The sequence below is a fragment of the Butyrivibrio sp. LC3010 genome (assembly GCF_000424385.1).
Classification (GTDB): Bacteria; Bacillota; Clostridia; order Lachnospirales; family Lachnospiraceae; genus Butyrivibrio.
Map to the genome: position 1 here is coordinate 105,649 of NZ_AUJU01000001.1, position 18,564 is coordinate 124,212.

Here is an 18,564-nt window from a genome sequence, read left to right on the forward strand (position 1 = left end):
GGGGATAAACAGTGAATAAAAACAGGGGATTTAATTTTTACTTTGGTCTGATAGTGGTATTACTTCTTGCACTTGCTTTCCTTGAGTATGGGAAGGGAAGGATTCCCACATCAGATACAGCTTACACAAGGGGACAGCTCGTACAGGATTTAAAGAGCGGCAAGGTATACAGCGCCGTTATCATTCCTAATGAGGAGACACCTACCGGAGTTATACAGATAACTCTTTCGGATAATACCGAAAAGGTTTTGTATGCAACGGATATTTCGCAGATAGAGGATATTCTTGTACAAAATGGTGTTGATCCGGTAGTCAGGGATGTTCCCGGAGAGAATCTGCTCATTAGCAGTATAATTCCTATATTGGTAGGTCTGTTTGTAATTACGTTCCTGTTTGTTATGATGAACAATGCTCAGGGCCAGTCATCGGGCAACAGCCGGATGATGAACTTTGGTAAAAGCAGAGCCCGTATGTCAACAGGGGATGACAATAAGATAAAGCTTACTGATGTAGCCGGGCTTGTTGAAGAAAAGGAACAGCTTACTGAGATAATTGAGTTCCTTAAGGATGCGGGTAAGTTTACAAGAGTAGGTGCGAGAATACCTAAAGGCGTCCTGCTTGAGGGTGCACCTGGTACAGGTAAAACACTTCTTGCAAGAGCTGTTGCAGGTGAAGCCGGAGTTCCTTTCTTTAGTATATCAGGTTCTGACTTTGTGGAGATGTTCGTCGGTGTAGGTGCGTCCCGTGTAAGAGACCTGTTTGCAGATGCTAAAAAGAATTCACCATGTATTATTTTTATCGATGAGATTGATGCGGTTGCAAGAAGACGTGGAACAGGTATGGGCGGCGGACATGATGAGCGTGAGCAGACTCTTAACCAGCTCCTTGTAGAGATGGATGGATTCGGAGTTAACGAAGGCATCATCGTCATGGCAGCTACAAACCGAGTAGATATTTTGGATCCCGCTATACTTCGTCCCGGACGTTTTGACAGAAAGATTACTGTGGCAAGACCTGATGTGAGAGGCAGACATGAAATACTCAAAGTTCACGCAAGAAACAAGCCTCTTGCAGAGAATGTGGATCTTGAAAGTATTGCCCAGACAACAGCCGGATTCACCGGCGCTGACCTTGAGAATCTTTTGAATGAATCTGCCATAAATGCAGCGATGGACAACAGAGGATTTATTGTTCAGTCAGATATTCAGAAAGCGTTCGTTCAGGTTGGTATAGGTACTGAAAAACACAGTCATATTATTTCAGACAAGGAAAAGAAGATAACAGCCTATCACGAGGCAGGACATGCCATTCTATATCATGTTCTTCCTGATGTGGGACCGGTATATACAGTATCAGTAATACCCACCGGTATGGGCGCTGCCGGATACACCATGCCCCTTCCTGAAAAGGATGAGATGTTCCTTACAAAAGGAAAGATGCTTCAGGAGATTATGGTTGTTCTTGGCGGAAGAATAGCTGAGGAGATCATATTTGGTGATATAACCACAGGTGCATCAAGTGATATCCAGAAGGCAACAAATGAAGCCAGAAAAATGGTAACCGTATATGGTATGTCCAAGCGAATTGGTATCATTAATTACAATGAGCAGGAAGAAGACGTATTTATCGGATATGATATTCAGCACAACAAGAGAAATTCTGAGCTGATGGCCGGAGAAATAGACAAACAGGTTAAGGATATAATTGACCTTTGCTATGCGAAGGCTAAGGAGATAATAAGGTCTTATGAAGATATTCTTCATTCCTGTTCTGCAGTTTTAATTGAAAAAGAAAAGATTGGACGTGAAGAGTTTGAAGCACTTTTCGCTTCCCATCCGGCTGTTTCACTAAGGGAAGAAGTAGCAGCACTTGCGGAAAAAATATAAACTTGTGCATATTATACAAAAATGTATGAGGGTTTTTAGTTATTTTGTGAAACGTGAGTATTTACCACAATATAAGGTGGTGCTAATATAATCTCGTAACCCCCAATACATTAAAGTTTTTTGCTATACCCATAAGAAAGAAATACCTTCTCTAAAAAAGACAGCAACCCTAAGCTGTCTTTTTTGCTATGTAAGGGGTTTTTATGATTAGAAGAGATCGATTATTTCATGATATGACTTTGGACTTTTATCAGCCTACACAACCAAAGCCGGGGAATATTATGTTCATATATTTCCGTTGTGGTGAGGGTGATGCAGAGAAGATAGTTCTTGTTTACAAAAGCGATTCAGATTCCGGTGAGATAGATATGAAAAAGCATCACTGTGAAGATGGATTCGATTATTATCTTGCTAAAGCTAAGGTTCCCGAAAAAGGTGGGACTGTCTTTTATTATTTCCGAATTGAAGATAAAGATGAAACACTATTCTATGATCAGAGCGGTGTTAACACATCAGTAACAGAAAAATACAGATTTAGAATGATTCCTGAATTTGGGACCCCTGACTGGGCAAAAGGCGCAGTCATGTACCAGATTTTTGTGGACAGATTCAGGAATGGCAACCCTGATAATGATGTTCTGACAAACGAGTATAACTATGTTGGGAAAAAGTCCGTGCAGGTTACAAACTGGAAGAAATATCCTGATCCTGACGGAAATATCAGGGAGTTCTATGGTGGAGATCTTCAGGGTGTACTTGAAAAGCTCGATTATTTAAAGGACCTTGGAATTGATGCGATATATTTTAACCCTCTTTTTGTATCTCCTTCATGTCATAAATACGACACCCAGGACTATGATCATATTGACCCTCACTTCGGGGTAATTGTTACAGATAACGGTAATCTCTTAAAGGATGGGGAAGATAATAAGAAAGCAACGCGATATATCGAGAGAGTAACGAATAAGAGCAATCTTGAAGCTTCTGACAAGCTATTTGCCAAAGTAATCTCTGAAGCCCACAGAAGAGGAATACGCGTCATACTGGACGGAGTATTTAACCATTGTGGCTCATATAATAAATGGATGGACCGGGAAAGAATATATGAGGATGTTCCCGGATATGAAAAAGGTGCCTATGTTGCTGAGGATAGTCCATATCATGAATATTTTGGTTTCCAGGGTGGTAACTGGCCATATAATAGCAATTATGAAGGCTGGTGGGGGTATTATACACTTCCAAAGCTAAACTATGAGGGAAGTAAAAAGCTTGAGGATTATATAATTGCTATCGGCAAAAAATGGGTTTCCGAACCCTATAATGCAGATGGATGGCGACTTGATGTAGCAGCGGATCTGGGACACTCAGCGGAGTATAATCACAGATTCTGGAAAAGATTCAGAAAAGAAGTTAAGGAAGCTAATCCAAATGCTTTGATACTTGCTGAGCACTATGGTAGTGCTCATGAATGGCTAAAGGGTGAAGAGTGGGACAGCATAATGAACTATGATGCCTTCATGGAGCCGCTGACATATTTCCTTACCGGTATGGAGAAACACAGTGATGAATTTCACAGAGAGTACATCGGTGATGTTGACAGATTCTGGGACACAATGATTAAGTCAGAAGCAGACAACTTTGTACAGGAATCATTATTTGTTGCAATGAATCAGCTTTCAAATCATGATCACTCAAGATTTCTTACGAGAACAAATCATGTTGTGGGAAGGTGCGGCACAAAGGGACCTAAGGCTGCCGAGGAAGGTATAAACAAGGCTGTCATGAGGCAGGCAGTTGTGGTGCAGATGACCTGGCCCGGAGCACCTACGCTATATTATGGTGATGAGGCGGGAGTCTGCGGTTTTACAGATCCTGACAACAGAAGAACATACCCATGGGGAACTGAGGACCATGATCTTATTCAGTTTCACAAAGAAATGATCCGTATACATAAGTCCAGCATGGAATTAAAAACGGGTTCTCTTGTAAGGCTTGAAGCGGATAAAGGTGTACTGGCTTATGGAAGATTTAACAGAACCACGGCAACAATTGTGGTGGTTAATACAAATGCATATCTTACGGTATGCGAGATTAAAATTGCGCCGCTGGGGATACCGGACGAAGCAAGGCTTCTAAGGGTTCTTGAAACCAGCAGAAAAGGATATAAGACTAATCCTGTAAGCTACAGTGTAAAAAACGGCAAACTCGTAAGACCTTATGATGCAGACTCAGCAGTCGTGCTTCAGTACAACAGAATAACGGCAGTGAATGAAGAAGCCTTCTGGGCTACTAACTTCTTCCGTATGTAATAAACGATAAATAATAATCCGAGGTTAACCTGATAATGAAAAAGAAATCTACTCAAACCAATAAGGCAGGCTATATTCTTTTTACGATACTTTATTTTGCTATGGCAATCCTTGTATGGGGATGGTTTGTAAAGAGTGGAAAGTCACTTATTAACAGTTCTGATGCATTTGAGCAGCATATTAATGCACTGGCAAAGTACGGAAGATACTTAAGAGGAGTGATGTACAGGATTTTTGTGGAGCATAAGCTTTCCATACAGAATTATGATCTGGGAATAGGTTATGGTGCCGATTTTCTTACATCCATGCAGTACTATGCGGTAGGAGATCCGCTTAATCTTCCTGCAGCATTTTTACCTTCAAAATATATCTATTACTATTTTCAGTTCCTTATCGTGCTTAGACCATATCTTGCAGGACTATCATTCCTTCTTCTGGCATCTGAAAGCAGGAAATTTTCACTCAGCTCACGTCTTAGCGGAGCTTTGTCATACTCCTTTTGCGGAATAGTTCTGTTCATAGGAATGTGGAATCCGCAGTTTGTACAGCCTATGATATGCCTGCCGCTTCTGATATATGGAGTAAGGAAATATGTTAATGAACGAAAATTCATGCCATTTGTTCTTGCAACGTTGCTCTCTGCTGTAAGTAATTTTTATTTCTTCTACATGCTTGTGCTCATGATAATGGTCTATGCAATTATCTACATTTTTACTTCAGGACATTTCGAAAAGCGTGCGGAGGCATTTAAGTGCATAGCAGAGTTTTTGGGGCTTGGGATTATCGGAACATTGATATCAATGCCGATACTTTTGCCTGTCATTATTGCTTTTATTTCAAACCCCAGAGCAGGGCTTGGTTCACACGCAGTACCTGTTTTGTACTCGACAGAATATTATAAAGAGTTACTGGTAAGCCTTTTGTCCTATAAATATTTTCCTAAGTATGACACAGTTATAAGCATGACATTTATAGCATTACCGGCGATTTTTGAAGTTTTTACAAAAGCTAATGATGATGAAAAGGGTGATGCCATAAGGTTTAGAATACTTGCGGTATTAACCACGGTAATGCTTCTTGTACCTGTAGCGGGTTATGTAATGACGGGATTTTCATACACCATAAACAGGTGGAGTTTTGCATATTGCCTGCTGCTTTCTTACATGATCATGCTCCTGTCGGAGAAGATGACAGAGTTTAATGTAAAAGCAAAATTGATAATTACTGCATGCAGCATAGTGTATGTTATCGTAATGCTTACTGTTGGTGAAAAATCAGTAAATGTATATCCTCAGCTGGTGCTGCTTGCACTACTTTTGATTCCGCTATATATCAATAAGATTCCTGAGGCTATAAGAAGAGGCAGCGTGCTTTTACTGGTAATACTTGGTGTTTTGCAGAACGGATATGCTGCAAATGCACCTGAAGCAGGTAATCTTCCAAGTGGATATGTTGATAAGATGACTCCTGAAGAGTATGAGGAACTGGTGATGAATACAGAGCTTAGAGCTTTGTCTGAGACGGTGCCGGAAGCCCAGAATAATTATTATAGTTATTCAGGCAGAAACCTCAACTGGAATGCATCGCTTCCATATAGCGTTCCTTCTACTCAGTTTTACTTTAGCCTGGCTAATGGAGCTGTTTCAGATTTTATGGAGTCACTTGCAGTAAATGAAATGTCTAACTTTTCATTTTTCGGACTTGATGACAGAGCAATGCCTCTGAATATTGCAGGAGTAAAATATTACTCGCTGAGATACAACAATGAACAGGAACAGGCCTATATTCCTTATGGATTTCATCCGTTTGCAGAATGGTATAACTTTGGAATTTATTCAAATGACAGTGCACCTGCTCTTGGATATACCAAAAATCAGGTATTATCAAGGGATGATTACGATAAATTGACACCTGTACAGAGGCAGCAGGTGATGCTGTATGGTGCTGTCAGAGAAAAAGAAAACGATGATGTTCCATGCGAGATCTCAAACCTTGATATAAATGATCAGTCATATTTTTCAGATGAGACAGTTCAATATGAGGTGCTGGAAAAGCATGGAGTTAAGATTAAAGACCATGAATTCGTAGTAAAGAAGCAGAATGCTACTGTGACATTGGCGTTTAGTGGTGTGCCGGAATCGGAAACATATCTGTATATTAAGAACCTTAACTGCAAGACACCATATGATGCTGCTAATATTACAGTTTCAACCGATACACCTGAAAACAGACAGATAACGAAAACAATTGCATTTAAAACGCCCTATAGCCAGTTTTACAGCGGCTGGCATGATTATATTGTTAATCTCTGCTACAGTGACGAGGGAAGAAGCAGGATAACGATTACTTTCCCTGATAAGGGAAGCTATACTTATGATGATCTGCAGATCATTTGCCAGAAAATGCAGGCATATTCAGAGCATATGGGTGAATTTGCATCAGAAACCATGAGAGACAATGCGCTTCACAGAAATCAAATGTCACTTATGACAAATGAGATTACAGGAACAGTAAGCCCGGCTCAGGATTCCTATCTTGTGATAAACATTCCCTATGATAAAGGATGGACTATCTATGTGGATGGGGAAAAGAGGACACCTGAGAAGGCAAATATCATGTTCCTTGGAACTCCTGTTACAGAAGGTACGCATAATATTGTTCTGAGGTACCACACACCGGGACTTTTGATGGGGCTGGTTCTGGCAATCGGAGGAATTGCAATTTTAATAATACTTACGGTTATGGAGAAGAAGAAACGTGCGGGAAGAGAATAATAGCATCAATAAAAAGAAACTGTTTTTTTTACTGGTATATATAATAGCGGTGTGTTCCAGACTTATTTTTCTAAGTAGCAAACCCGCAGGTCTTCATGTTGATGAAGCCGGAATGGCTTATGATGCATTTTGTCTTGCAAATTATGGAGTGGACAGAAATCTGCTTTCATTTCCTGTTTATCTGATAAACTTCGGAGGTGGGCAGAGCGCACTATACGCCTATATAGCAGCGATATTTATCAAGTTTTTGGGACTTAATGTGATTGCACTAAGACTCCCCGGAGTCATATTTTCACTTATCACTTTGTTTGCAGGTGAGCAGATAGTAAAAAAGATTTGCGGAGAGGATTCGATAGCTTCATACGCATATCCTGTATTGTTCACAATATGTCCGGTATTTGTAATGAGTGCCAGATTCGGACTGGACTGCAATCTGATGCTGGGAATGACAACGCTGTTTATCTACACTTTGATTAGAGCGATTGAGTCAGGAAAATGCATAGATTATCTGATTTCAGGAATCTGTTCAGGATTATCGCTTTATACCTACGCTATATGCTATGCAATAATGCCACTTTTTCTGCTGGTTACTTTTATTACTCTTCTGGTTTGGAAAAAGCTTAACATTCAAAGAATTATAAGCTTTGTGATACCTCTTGCAATTTTGGCAGCGCCACTTCTTGTTACTCAATATGTAAACATAAACGGAAAAGATTCTATAGTGTTTGGAATTATCACGATGCCGGCACTTACCTTTTATCGCGGCGGTGAGATAGTGGCTCCATCCATTACAGGATTTATTAATACCTTAAAAAGTGTATTTCTCTTTGACAGCCTGAACTATAACAGCATTCCAGGTTTTGGAACGATGTATTTTATAACTATCTTTTTTGTGCCGCTTGGAATTTATAGAGTCATCAAAGAGATTTATTCTTCTATAAAAGAAAAAAGAGTAAGCTATGCTGTTTTACCTTTTTTCTGGTTTGCAGCAGAGCTTTTAATAGGTTCAATGCTGGGCGGAGATGGACCAAATGTAAACAAGATGAATGGAATATTCTTTAGTGTGGCATTTTTGGCTGCATGGGGAATAGAATTCGTCATTAAGAAGTTTATGGGTAATAAGATCTTAGGAACTGTTGTTGGAGTTTTGATTTGTTGTGTGTATCTTGGATTCTCAGGAGCCTTTTTTACAAGATATTTTGGAACGTATTCCGACAACTTATACCTTTTCCAAAAGCCCATAGATGAGCCGCTTAAAATACTGGAAAATGAAGAATACTTTTCAGATAAGCAGATAGTGTTTATCCACGATAATCAGCCATATATTCCACCTTATATCTTTTATCTGCTTGGAACAAAGCTTTCACCCTATGATTTCAATATGGGTGATACATCCTACTATGGAAGATATCTGTTCAATCCACCGGAAGAACTAAGTCCTGATTATGTGTATCTTGTATTTGATAACAATGATGAGAGGATTGAAAGTCTTCAGAATATGGGATGCGATCAGATCTTAAAATCTGATGGAGCATCGATTATATGGCAGGGCGAACAGATAGAGTCAGACTTTGGCTATCTGAGTGAGAAAAAGGATAAGGGTGTTCCTTTTGGTCACGATCTTCCTTTCCACGTGAGAAGAATTGCAGGAATCGCAGAGGGACTTAAGGCAGGAGAGTTTCCGGTTAAGATTCAGCATTACTGGTTTAATAATTACGGTTATCCTGTTGGAATAATGTACGGAGATGCGCTGTTGTACATACCGGCTATCATGCATCTTATGGGTATGCCCTTGTGGGAGACATATCTTTTTTACATGATATTTATTCAGATACTTACTGCAGCTACTGCTTATTTATGCTTTAGATATATTTCAGGAAACAGGCTTTCAGGAATATTCTGCGCGGCACTTTATTTCTTATCTTTTTGGAGACTTACGGATTTATTTACAAGGCAGGCAGCAGGGGAGTATAGTGCGTTTGCATTTTTCCCGCTTATTGTTCTGGGACTTGCAAGAATACACAGGAATGAAAAAGTAAAAAGAGGGGCAATCCTTCTATGCGTTGGCATGACAGGACTTTTTATGACGCATCTTTTGAGCGTCGTTATGGCAGCTCTGTTCATAGTGATATTTGTTCTTGCTGATGCTAAAAACATGCTGGTTGGTGGGAAATGGAAGACTCTTATCATGGCAGCCGCTGGTACAATGTTACTTAATCTTTGGCAGATAGTTCCGCTTGTTGACTATTATAAAAACGCGCCCATGCTCATTAATTCCGGGGAGACAGCGCCTATTCAGACTTTTGGTATTACCTGGAGACAAATGGCTGGAGCTTTTTATGATGTGATTGCGCCCATGAGAGAGCTTGGAAACGAGCCTGTCACCGAAATGCCGCAATCTCCGGGACTGGCACTGATTATAATATTGATCGCATTTGTTGCATATCTGATCCTGCAGAGAAAAGAGTTAAAAAACAACTTAGTTGCCACATTGGTGTGGGGACTTGGAATAGTCTCACTTGTCCTTAGTACATGTTATTTTCCTTACGATATGCTTTATAACAAAGCAAAGTTTGTTTTTAAAATCCTTGGAAGCATACAGTATCCTGCAAGATACCTGACAGCTGCAACAGTGCTTATTTGTACGGTCTATGCGATTATGCAAAAAAATAAGGTAACGTATAAGCTTAGCATTATTCTTCTGGCTATAAGCCTGTGGCAGAGTGGTTCCTACATCCATGCATTCATGGAAAAGCAGGATAATATTGTGGCTATCAAAACCGTGGATGAGTGGACATCATTTGATGATGACAGGCAATATATGTTGCAGGGAACAGATTTGGAGCGACTGCAGTATGCTTCAGTTCTGCCATCTTCTGAGGATATAGTATATTCTGATGAGGAGAGAAAGGGCGGAGAGTATTCACTCAGACTTTCAAACAACTCACAGGATGAAGGATACGCTGATTTGCCGATACTTGCATATCCATATTATTATGGAACCGATGGAAACATAAGCTACAAGCTTTCAGCGGGAGATAATAATAAACTAAGAATTGAGCTACCTGCAGGGACAGACAGTGTAATAAAAATCAGATTCAGAGAACCGTTTTATTGGAGAGTTTCTGAAATAGTCTCTTTGCTATTTGCAATAGCTCTTGTTGTTGGGACGATACTAAAAAGGAAAAAGCTAAATAAGAGATACTAACAAAAAATATAATAAGATAAGCTTTCTTAACAAAGGCTTATTGAAGAACTTCACAAACGGAAAAGTAAAAAAATGCATCGGCATAATGGATAATTCCATAGCTGATGCATTTTATATTTCCTTATTACCAAACAATAAGACAGTTATCAGGAGCGGTAAGCGGCTTTTCTTCGAGTACGCGGACATCTCTGCCAAGATCGGCTAACATTTTAGTGAATTCATCAACCGTATATCCGTCCAGTTTTCTCTCGGATTCCAGATTCCAGGTAAAGTAACCGTGGGCAGCTTTTGAAACTACCTTATCCCAGTAGGCTTTCTGGATAACTCTGGCAAGCTCGCTGTAAGCATAGTTGCTGATTACAAGATCATGCTCAGGAAGATTCTCCTTGTCAATAGCAGTACCATCCACAAAATGAATGTTTGAAAGGTCTGTAAGCTTTCCAAGAAAGCGTTTGGTAAGTCCAAGTGCCTCCGGAAGGTCTATCAGTGAGTATCTGGTAATTTCGTAATCCGAAAGGATTATTCTGCATTGTCCGCCGTAGCCGACACCGATTTCTGCGACGGATTTAATCTCATTCATTGGAAACAGATTCTTTAAATCGGCTAAAACTTTAATATATCTAAGAGTTGTTGGAGAAACATAAACATCCTTGTTATCTATGTCATATTCATAAATACGGGGCTTTCCAACCTTATCGTTTCTTAAATATTCACCTAATCTGTCAGATATTTTTTTAAAATCGGGATTTTTTATAAGTTCATCGAGATATTCCTGACCCTGTTCTTTTGACATGTGCTCCAGGATAAGATTGTAGATCTCATTACGTCTGAAATGGTGGAACATAAATCCGTTCTTACTTGCGACCCGACAATATGCAGGATATCTTCCATCGTCAGATACACTGCTTCCTCCGGTGCTTTTATCAAGATAGTCTGCCATGATCTTCTGGTCAAGCTTTTTTAGGACTTTATCATAAAATGTCATTTATAACTCCTCCTCTAGAGTATCTTAACCTATTGTATCATAAAATCATTAGTAAAAAAGCGAATATGATAGCAAATAAGGTTGTACTAAAGTTATGATTTGGTCTATAATATTTCTAGTGTTTTGTTAACAATATTTACGAAAGGTGGTAAAAATTATGCCATTAGTTACAACGACTGATATGTTTAAAAAAGCATACGATGGTGGATATGCTGTTGGTGCATTTAATATCAACAACATGGAGTTCATTCAGGCTATCACAGAGGCTTGTGACGAGCTTAAATCCCCCGTTATTCTTCAGTGCTCACAGGGCGCTATCAAGTATGCTCAGTTCCCTTACCTTGTAAACATGGTTAAGGCAGCAGCTGAGTCTACATCTATTCCGATCGCTCTTCACCTTGATCATGGTGCAAGCTTCGAAATCTGCAAGGAGTGCATTGATAATGGATTCACATCTGTTATGATCGATGCTTCTTCCAAGCCTTATGAAGAGAATATCGAACTTTCCAAGAAGGTTGCTGATTATGCTCATTCTAAGGGATGTGTAGTAGAAGCTGAGCTTGGTACTCTTTCAGGTGTTGAGGATGATGTAAACGTAGCTGATGATGCAGCACAGTATACAAATCCCGATCAGGTTGAGGACTTCATGAAGCGTACAGGCGTTGATTCACTGGCTATTGCTATCGGAACAAGCCATGGTGCATTCAAGTTCAAGCCCGGCCAGGATCCCAAGCTTCGTCTTGATATCCTTGAGGAAGTTGTTAAGAGACTTCCCGGATTCCCGATCGTTCTTCACGGTTCTTCAGCAGTTCCTCAGAAGTACGTTGGAATCATCAATGCTAACGGCGGCGCTATGAAGGATGCTATTGGTATTCCGGATGAGCAGCTTCGTGCAGCAGCTAAGAGTGCAGTCTGCAAGATCAACATCGATTCAGATCTTCGTCTTGGTATGACAGCAGGTATTCGTCAGCACTTCGCTGAGCATCCTGAGCACTTTGATCCTCGTCAGTATCTTGGTGATGGACGTGCTTATGTTAAGGAAATCGTTCACGACAAGGTTATCAACGTTCTTGGTTCTGACGGAAAGGCTTGATTTAAAGCGTTCAAGAAGACATAAAATGATTAAGCTGCCACAGATTTTTTCTGTGGCAGTTTTTTTATCTTACAGGAAATTCCTCCGGATTTCCTATAAGATAAGAACACTCCGTGAGGATGCGCACTCGCGCGATAGGAATATGTTGCTTGTAGCAACCGCGCTCGGCGCGAGAATTTTGCAAGCAAAATTCTTATTTTACTATTTCTTAATATTTTTTTTCTAATATATCGTGTAAAATTAAAATATCTTCTTGTGCCTTCTTAAGACATATTTTAGAAGGCGGCAGTAAAAAATTGCAAAATGCTTAGTTGTTTCTGGTAAAGAGGGAATGATTCTTCGGAGCTGGTTATGAATTCACAGATTTAACTGTCATAAGGAGATAAAGAGAGGGATTTAAAAATGCATAATCAACTTACAAAAAGAGACATTGAAGATATGGAGGCGGAGATTGAACACCGCAAAGCCGTAGTGAGAAAGGAACTTCTTGAGGATGTAAAGGAAGCAAGGGCTCAGGGAGATTTGAGTGAGAACTTTGAATACTATGCAGCCAAGAAAGCGAAAAATGCCAATGAGAGCAGAATAAGATTTCTTGAGAGAATGATCAAAACTGCTGAGATAGTGGATGATTCCAGTGCTGAAGACGAAGTCGGAATGAACAAGACTGTTACTGTTCGTATGGAAGATGACGGTTCAGAGGCTACCTACAAAATTGTTACCACAATGCGTGGAAATGCATTAAAGGGACTTATAAGTATCGAGTCACCGCTTGGTAAGCAGCTTATGGGACATAAAGTTGGAGACAAGCTTACTATCGAAGTAAATAATGATTACAGCTATGACATAACAATACTGAAAATAGAGAATACTGAACTTACAGAAGAGGATAAACTCAGGGATTTTTAATAATCGTAGGAGGGATTGATTATGGGTCTTCATGTATTTCAGCCTGTTGAACTTGATGATGTTCTGGAGGGCGCTTTTAGATTTGGTGGAGAAACCTGGGCACTACTTACTGCAGGAAACGAAAATAAGGCTAATACCATGACCGTCTCCTGGGGTGGTATTACCTATGTCTGGGATAAGACCTGCGCAATAATATATGTCAGGGAAAGTAGATATACCAAGGAATTTATTGACGCAGAAAAAAAGTTTTCCTTATCATTCCTGAATCATGATGAATACAGAGGCCTTAAAAAATATCTTGGATCTGTATCCGGCAGAGATGAGGACAAGATTGCAAATGCAAAGCTTAACCTCAACTTCGATGATGGTATCCCCTTTGTCGATGAAGCTGACAATGTTCTTATCTGTAAGGTTTTATATAGACAGCAAATGAAAGAAGAATGCGTAACAAATGGCCGTGTGATAGCAAATTTCTATGATAAAGGAAACTATCACTGGTTTTACATTGCAGAAATTAAAAAGGTAATGATTCGATGAAACCGGCAAATTTAAAATCACTGGAAGAAATTGGTAAATTCATATTTTTATCGGAGAAACCGAAAAAGGCAGACCTGATTCTTATTCCCGGTTCTCCGACTAAAGAGCTTGCTGAGTATGGAGCGCATCTGTGGAATGAGGGATATGCTCCAAAAATACTTGTTTCCGGTAAATTTTATATGACCTATCAAAGCTTTGAGGAAGAGTGTGGGGCTGTTTTTAAGCAGGATGCTGACTGCCTTGGCTGTAGTACGGAAGCTGAATATCTTACAAAACTCATGATGCGGTATGGGGTTGATGAAAAAGCTATAATTCAGGAAACCGAGTCCACAAATACTTTTGAAAATGCCAGGTTTTCAAAGGATATGATTGAAAACGAATTAAAGAACGAAAGGATCGGGCATATAATATTATGCTGCCAGGCCTTTCATGCAAGAAGAGCTTTGATGACATTCCAGTCAGAGCTTAGAGATTACAAAATAACAGTATGTCCCGTGGTTACAAGAGGGCTCAGCATTGATACCTGGATGGATAACCTTAAAGGTTACAATACGGTACTGTCTGAGCTGAGAAAATGCGGAGAATATTTTCACGGAGAGCGGATGTACGAAATCAGATAACCTTCACAAAGCGCTATTTTCATGAGGGGTTAATATGCGTAGTGAAAAACTGCGAAAATGGGTTATACCGTTTTTTACCGTAATACTATTTGTATTTTTGGTAATTTCCGTAAATATAATCCAGGACAGATTTATCTATAGAGATCGAATCACCCAGCTGACAACTTATTATACTCAGCTGGAATCTATTATTGCGACCAGATTTACCAGATATTTTAATATTTTAAAAAGCTGGTCGTATCATCTTGATAACGAAGAGTCTTCGGGAATCAATGATTTTATTTCATATGTGTCTGCGGAAAAAAGAATATGGGAAATAGATCAGGTGTATTTTTTCAATGATAAAGGTGAGTACAGGGATGCGGATGGGAAAATCGGTACGCTGAAGGAAAAACCAGAGTTTATCGAAAATCTCTCAAAAGAAGGAGAAATGCAGGTTACTCACATAATTGGTGCCAAGGGAATGCATCATGATCTTTTTGTGCTCGGAATTAAGCCGAAGAAGTTTGAAAACAAGGAATACTGTGCCCTAGGACTTGCCATCGACACCACGGAGATGAAAAACAGACTTACCGTCAGTAAGGGCGATATGGGCAACTCTCAAAATTATCTGGTGGATATACATGGAAATCTGATAATCACGTCTGTTGATTTAAGAGATGAAAAGAAAAATATTGTAGAGTATGCTGTCCAAAACGGTGAAATCATATATGATCCCACCGGATTGGGACTTTCTAAAGCAGTGGCAGACAGGATGACTGGAGTTATCGTTATAAGTATAGATGGAGTTGAGTACTACCTTAGCTACGTTCCGTGCGAATTCGAAGACTCCATGCTTGTATGTCTTACTCCTTCTGAGACTATTGACCGCAGTATCACAGAGATAAAGAAAATTAATAATATTTTACTTATAGCAGCATTTTCAATTGTACTTGCAATCATGATGCTGATAATGCGATCTATTTCTATGAGGAATATGCTTAATGTTGCAAATTCGGCAAATGAAGCAAAGACAAGGTTTTTGGCAAATATGTCCCATGATTTCAGGACACCTATGAATGCAATATCGGGTTATCTTTCTCTCATGAAAGAAAATGCGAACAACCCGGAAAAGGTCATTGAGTATGGAGAAAAGGCGGAATATGCCCACAGAAACATATTAAATATGATCAATTATGTCCTTGCACTTAGTAAAATGGAAAACGGCGGGGATGAAATCATTAGTGAAAGATTTTCACTTAATGATGTTCTTTTAACAGTTAAAAATGAGATGGGTGCTCTTGCAGAGGGAAAACATCAGATATTCAGCATTGACAGGAGTAATGTTAAAGAAGATGCTTTTATGGGAGATGCCAATAAACTGGAGATAATCCTGAAGAACCTGGTGCAGAATTCTATTACATATACTGATGAAAACGGTGAGATTAAACTGGAGGTATTTCCTGAAGATAAAGAAGATAAGGAATTTATACAGCTTCGTTTCGAGATAAAAGATAACGGTATCGGAATGAGCGAAGAGTTTATCAGACATGTCTTTGAGCCCTTTCAAAAGGAGAGCAGAAAAAATGCCAGTAAGGAGCAGGGAACAGGACTTGGCCTTACCGTAACAAAGGGAATAATAGATATGCTCGGTGGAACCATCGAAGCAGAGAGCAGGATAAATGAGGGTAGTACTTTTATAGTAAGACTGTCATTTGGAATTGCTGAAAAAACAGAGCTTGAAGAAATAAGAGAAATTGAGCAGCAACTCGAAAAAAATGAAGAAGATCATGAAGAGGAAAAAGAAAATGCATTTAAGGGGATGCGTTTTCTGGCAGCTGAAGACAATGAACTAAATGCAGAAATTCTTGTGGAAATATTAAAACTCAATGAAGCGGAGTTGATTGATGTGGCTGAGGATGGAGAAAAAGTAGTATCGGCTTTTAAGGAAAAAGAGCCTGGATATTATGACATGATACTTATGGATATCCAAATGCCGAATATGAATGGATATGAAGCGGCTAAAGCGATACGTAATCTTGCAGATGAGGGAAGAAAAGATGCTAAAACCATACCAATCATAGCAATGAGTGCAAATGCTTTCAGGGAAGATATAGAAGAGGCAAGTGAATCCGGAATGGATGCACATATTGCAAAACCTATAGATATCAAGCTTTTTGAGAACACCGTCAAAGCCTTTAAATGCAGGGGGCATGAAACAGTATGATTGATAATAAAAATGACGGCAATGAAAGAAAGGGTCTATGTAAAGACTGGTTTTTCGATTATGTCATAAGACAAAACAACATAATTGCAGCAATTTTCTCTGCACAGGATTTTAAGGTGGAATACTTAACTGACAATGTGGAGGAAATTCTTGGTGTGCCCAGAGAAAGCATCCTGTCTGATGTCAGAAATCTTTTAATGATGGGCGTTCGTTCTGACTTAAAGCCTCCGCCGACCAATGAGAATCTAAGTAAGCTTTCAATAGGTGAGATGGTAGAAGCAGATGTTCTTGAAGTTAAAAATAGAGTTACAGGAGAAATCCGCTATTTCAGAGGGAATATCAACCATGCGGATATAGAGGACAAGGACAGATTTTTACTTGTGTGGGCTGACATAACTGAAGAGGTAAAAAGAAACAGGCAGATGGAGGAAATGATCGAAGTTGCAAAGGCGGCAAATGAGGCCAAGACAAATTTCCTCGCAAATATGTCCCATGATTTCAGGACTCCAATGAATGCCATAACCAATTTTAATCTGCTTATAGCAAAAAATTCTGATAATCCGCAGAAGGTGAGAGATTACACACATAAAATCGGGCTGGCGTGCCAGAATCTGTTGTCACTTTTAAATGATGTCCTTGATATGAGTAAAATTGAAAGTGGAAAGGCAGATATAAACCATGAGGAATTTGCCCTTGGATTGCTGCTTGATGAAGTCAACTCCGTAATAACTTTTCAGGCAAAGGGCAAACAACTTGATTACCAGGTTCATTCAGGTGGAATGCAGCAGGATCTGTTTGTTGGTGATAAAAAAAGAATCAATGAGATACTGGTGAACATACTCGGAAATGCTGTTAAATACACACCAAAGGGTGGAAGGATAGATTTTACAATAAATGAGGAAAAAATCTCAAAGGGAGATTACTGGGACCTTAAGTTTTCCGTAAAGGATAATGGAATTGGAATGAGCAAGGAGTTCCAGGAAAAAATTTTTGACGCCTTTTCAAGAGAAGAGAAGGAGGCGACAAGCGGTATTCAGGGAACCGGTCTGGGAATGGCGATAACAAGAAGTCTTGTTCAGATGATGGGAGGTACTATTTCTGTTGAGTCTGAAGAAGGTGTTGGCTCGACCTTTACAATTATATTGAGACTCCCGGGAGTTCATCAGGACAAAGGAAGCTTCTGGAAAAACCATGGCATTCACAGAATGCTGATAATAGATGATGATATACAGGAGTGTACTAAAATCGAAACAGCCATGCGGGACGCCGGTGTAGAAGTATTTATCTGCACAAGCGGATATAAGGCCATAAGACTGATAGAGGTAAGTGCTGATGATAATAAGAGCTTTGATGTTATTCTTTTGGGAATGCAGATCAGAAGTATCAGCTGTTTTGAACTTGCTGCCTTCATACGTGACAAGAATTTTAATCCAAAACCTATAGTCCTGCTTCTGACTGACGACTGGGAAGAGGTAGCCCAGGAGGCACGAGAAGCCGGAATATATGATTTTATGCAAAAACCTTTCTTTTTCTCATCATTTTCACAGCTTATGGAAGATATTCTTAACAGGAGCAGTTCTGTTAAGGAAGAGCATGGAAAAATCTTTGATGGAATGAGATTCCTTACAGCCGAGGATAATGACATAAATGCCGATATTCTGGCAGAGCTTATGGGGATGGAAGGCGCATTGGTCGAGAGAGCATCAAATGGTCAGGAAGCGGTTGAAATGTTTGAAAAGGCAGATAAGGGATATTATGATATGATCCTTATGGATATTCAGATGCCGGTTTTAAACGGATATCAGGCTGCTCTTGCTATCAGAAAGCTGGATAAAGAGGGTGCAAAGGATATACCGATTATAGCCATGACCGCCAATGCCTATGCGGATGACGTACAAAGGGCAATTGATTCTGGAATGAATGCTCACATTGCAAAACCTATAGATATGAAGGTGGTTGAGTCAACAATTATGTCATTAAGAGAAAATCGGTTGTCGACATAAATAACTATAAATGTTAAAATTGTACTATTGTGATCGT

At 39.6% G+C, this 18,564-nt stretch carries 11 protein-coding genes; 10 read left to right on the top strand and 1 reads right to left on the bottom strand.

All coding sequences use genetic code 11. From position 1 onward, the window contains the following. Nucleotides 1-11: 11 nt before the first annotated feature. The 4 genes from ftsH to G622_RS0100460 all read left to right on the top strand — a co-directional run bounded on the left by ftsH (nucleotide 12) and on the right by G622_RS0100460 (nucleotide 10,177). Nucleotides 12-1,886, top strand: coding sequence for an ATP-dependent zinc metalloprotease FtsH (ftsH, locus tag G622_RS21130; protein ID WP_044956890.1), 1,875 nt, complete (start codon nucleotides 12-14; stop codon nucleotides 1,884-1,886). Between the two features lie 203 nt (nucleotides 1,887-2,089). Beyond that, on the top strand, nucleotides 2,090-4,195 hold the full coding sequence (locus tag G622_RS21135; RefSeq protein WP_049945620.1) for a glycoside hydrolase family 13 protein: 2,106 nt from the start codon (nucleotides 2,090-2,092) through the stop codon (nucleotides 4,193-4,195). 35 nt (nucleotides 4,196-4,230) lie between these two features. Then, on the top strand, nucleotides 4,231-6,969 hold the full coding sequence (locus tag G622_RS0100455; protein WP_026509048.1) for a YfhO family protein: 2,739 nt from the start codon (nucleotides 4,231-4,233) through the stop codon (nucleotides 6,967-6,969). Continuing rightward, nucleotides 6,953-10,177 (top strand): 6-pyruvoyl-tetrahydropterin synthase-related protein, encoded by a 3,225-nt coding sequence (locus G622_RS0100460; protein WP_026509049.1) that lies wholly within the window; start codon nucleotides 6,953-6,955, stop codon nucleotides 10,175-10,177. Before G622_RS0100455 ends, G622_RS0100460 begins: the two co-directional genes overlap by 17 nt. A 124-nt stretch (nucleotides 10,178-10,301) precedes the next feature. On the opposite strand, the gene G622_RS0100465 is transcribed toward G622_RS0100460, so the two are convergent. Next, on the bottom strand, nucleotides 10,302-11,162 hold the full coding sequence (locus G622_RS0100465; RefSeq protein WP_026509050.1) for a putative sugar O-methyltransferase: 861 nt from the start codon (nucleotides 11,160-11,162) through the stop codon (nucleotides 10,302-10,304). Nucleotides 11,163-11,319: 157 nt separating this feature from the next. Between G622_RS0100465 and fba the strand changes: the two genes are divergently transcribed. The 6 genes from fba (at nucleotide 11,320) to G622_RS21150 (ending at nucleotide 18,527) form a co-directional block, all read left to right on the top strand. Further along, nucleotides 11,320-12,255 (top strand): class II fructose-1,6-bisphosphate aldolase, encoded by a 936-nt coding sequence (gene fba, locus G622_RS0100470; protein WP_026509051.1) that lies wholly within the window; start codon nucleotides 11,320-11,322, stop codon nucleotides 12,253-12,255. A 402-nt stretch (nucleotides 12,256-12,657) separates the two neighbouring features. Then, on the top strand, nucleotides 12,658-13,161 hold the full coding sequence (greA, locus tag G622_RS0100475; RefSeq protein WP_026509052.1) for a transcription elongation factor GreA: 504 nt from the start codon (nucleotides 12,658-12,660) through the stop codon (nucleotides 13,159-13,161). A gap of 21 nt (nucleotides 13,162-13,182) precedes the next feature. Continuing rightward, nucleotides 13,183-13,698 carry a flavin reductase gene (locus G622_RS0100480; protein ID WP_044916473.1) on the top strand — a complete coding sequence of 172 codons (516 nt, stop codon included), beginning with the start codon at nucleotides 13,183-13,185 and terminating at the stop codon, nucleotides 13,696-13,698. Beyond that, on the top strand, nucleotides 13,695-14,318 hold the full coding sequence (locus G622_RS21140) for a YdcF family protein (protein ID WP_044916474.1): 624 nt from the start codon (nucleotides 13,695-13,697) through the stop codon (nucleotides 14,316-14,318). Before G622_RS0100480 ends, G622_RS21140 begins: the two co-directional genes overlap by 4 nt. Before the next feature lie 34 nt (nucleotides 14,319-14,352). Further along, complete coding sequence (locus G622_RS24160) at nucleotides 14,353-16,524, top strand: hybrid sensor histidine kinase/response regulator (protein WP_026509054.1); 2,172 nt, start codon at nucleotides 14,353-14,355, stop codon at nucleotides 16,522-16,524. Further along, nucleotides 16,521-18,527 (top strand): hybrid sensor histidine kinase/response regulator, encoded by a 2,007-nt coding sequence (locus G622_RS21150; RefSeq protein ID WP_049945621.1) that lies wholly within the window; start codon nucleotides 16,521-16,523, stop codon nucleotides 18,525-18,527. Before G622_RS24160 ends, G622_RS21150 begins: the two co-directional genes overlap by 4 nt. Nucleotides 18,528-18,564: the final 37 nt, after the last annotated feature.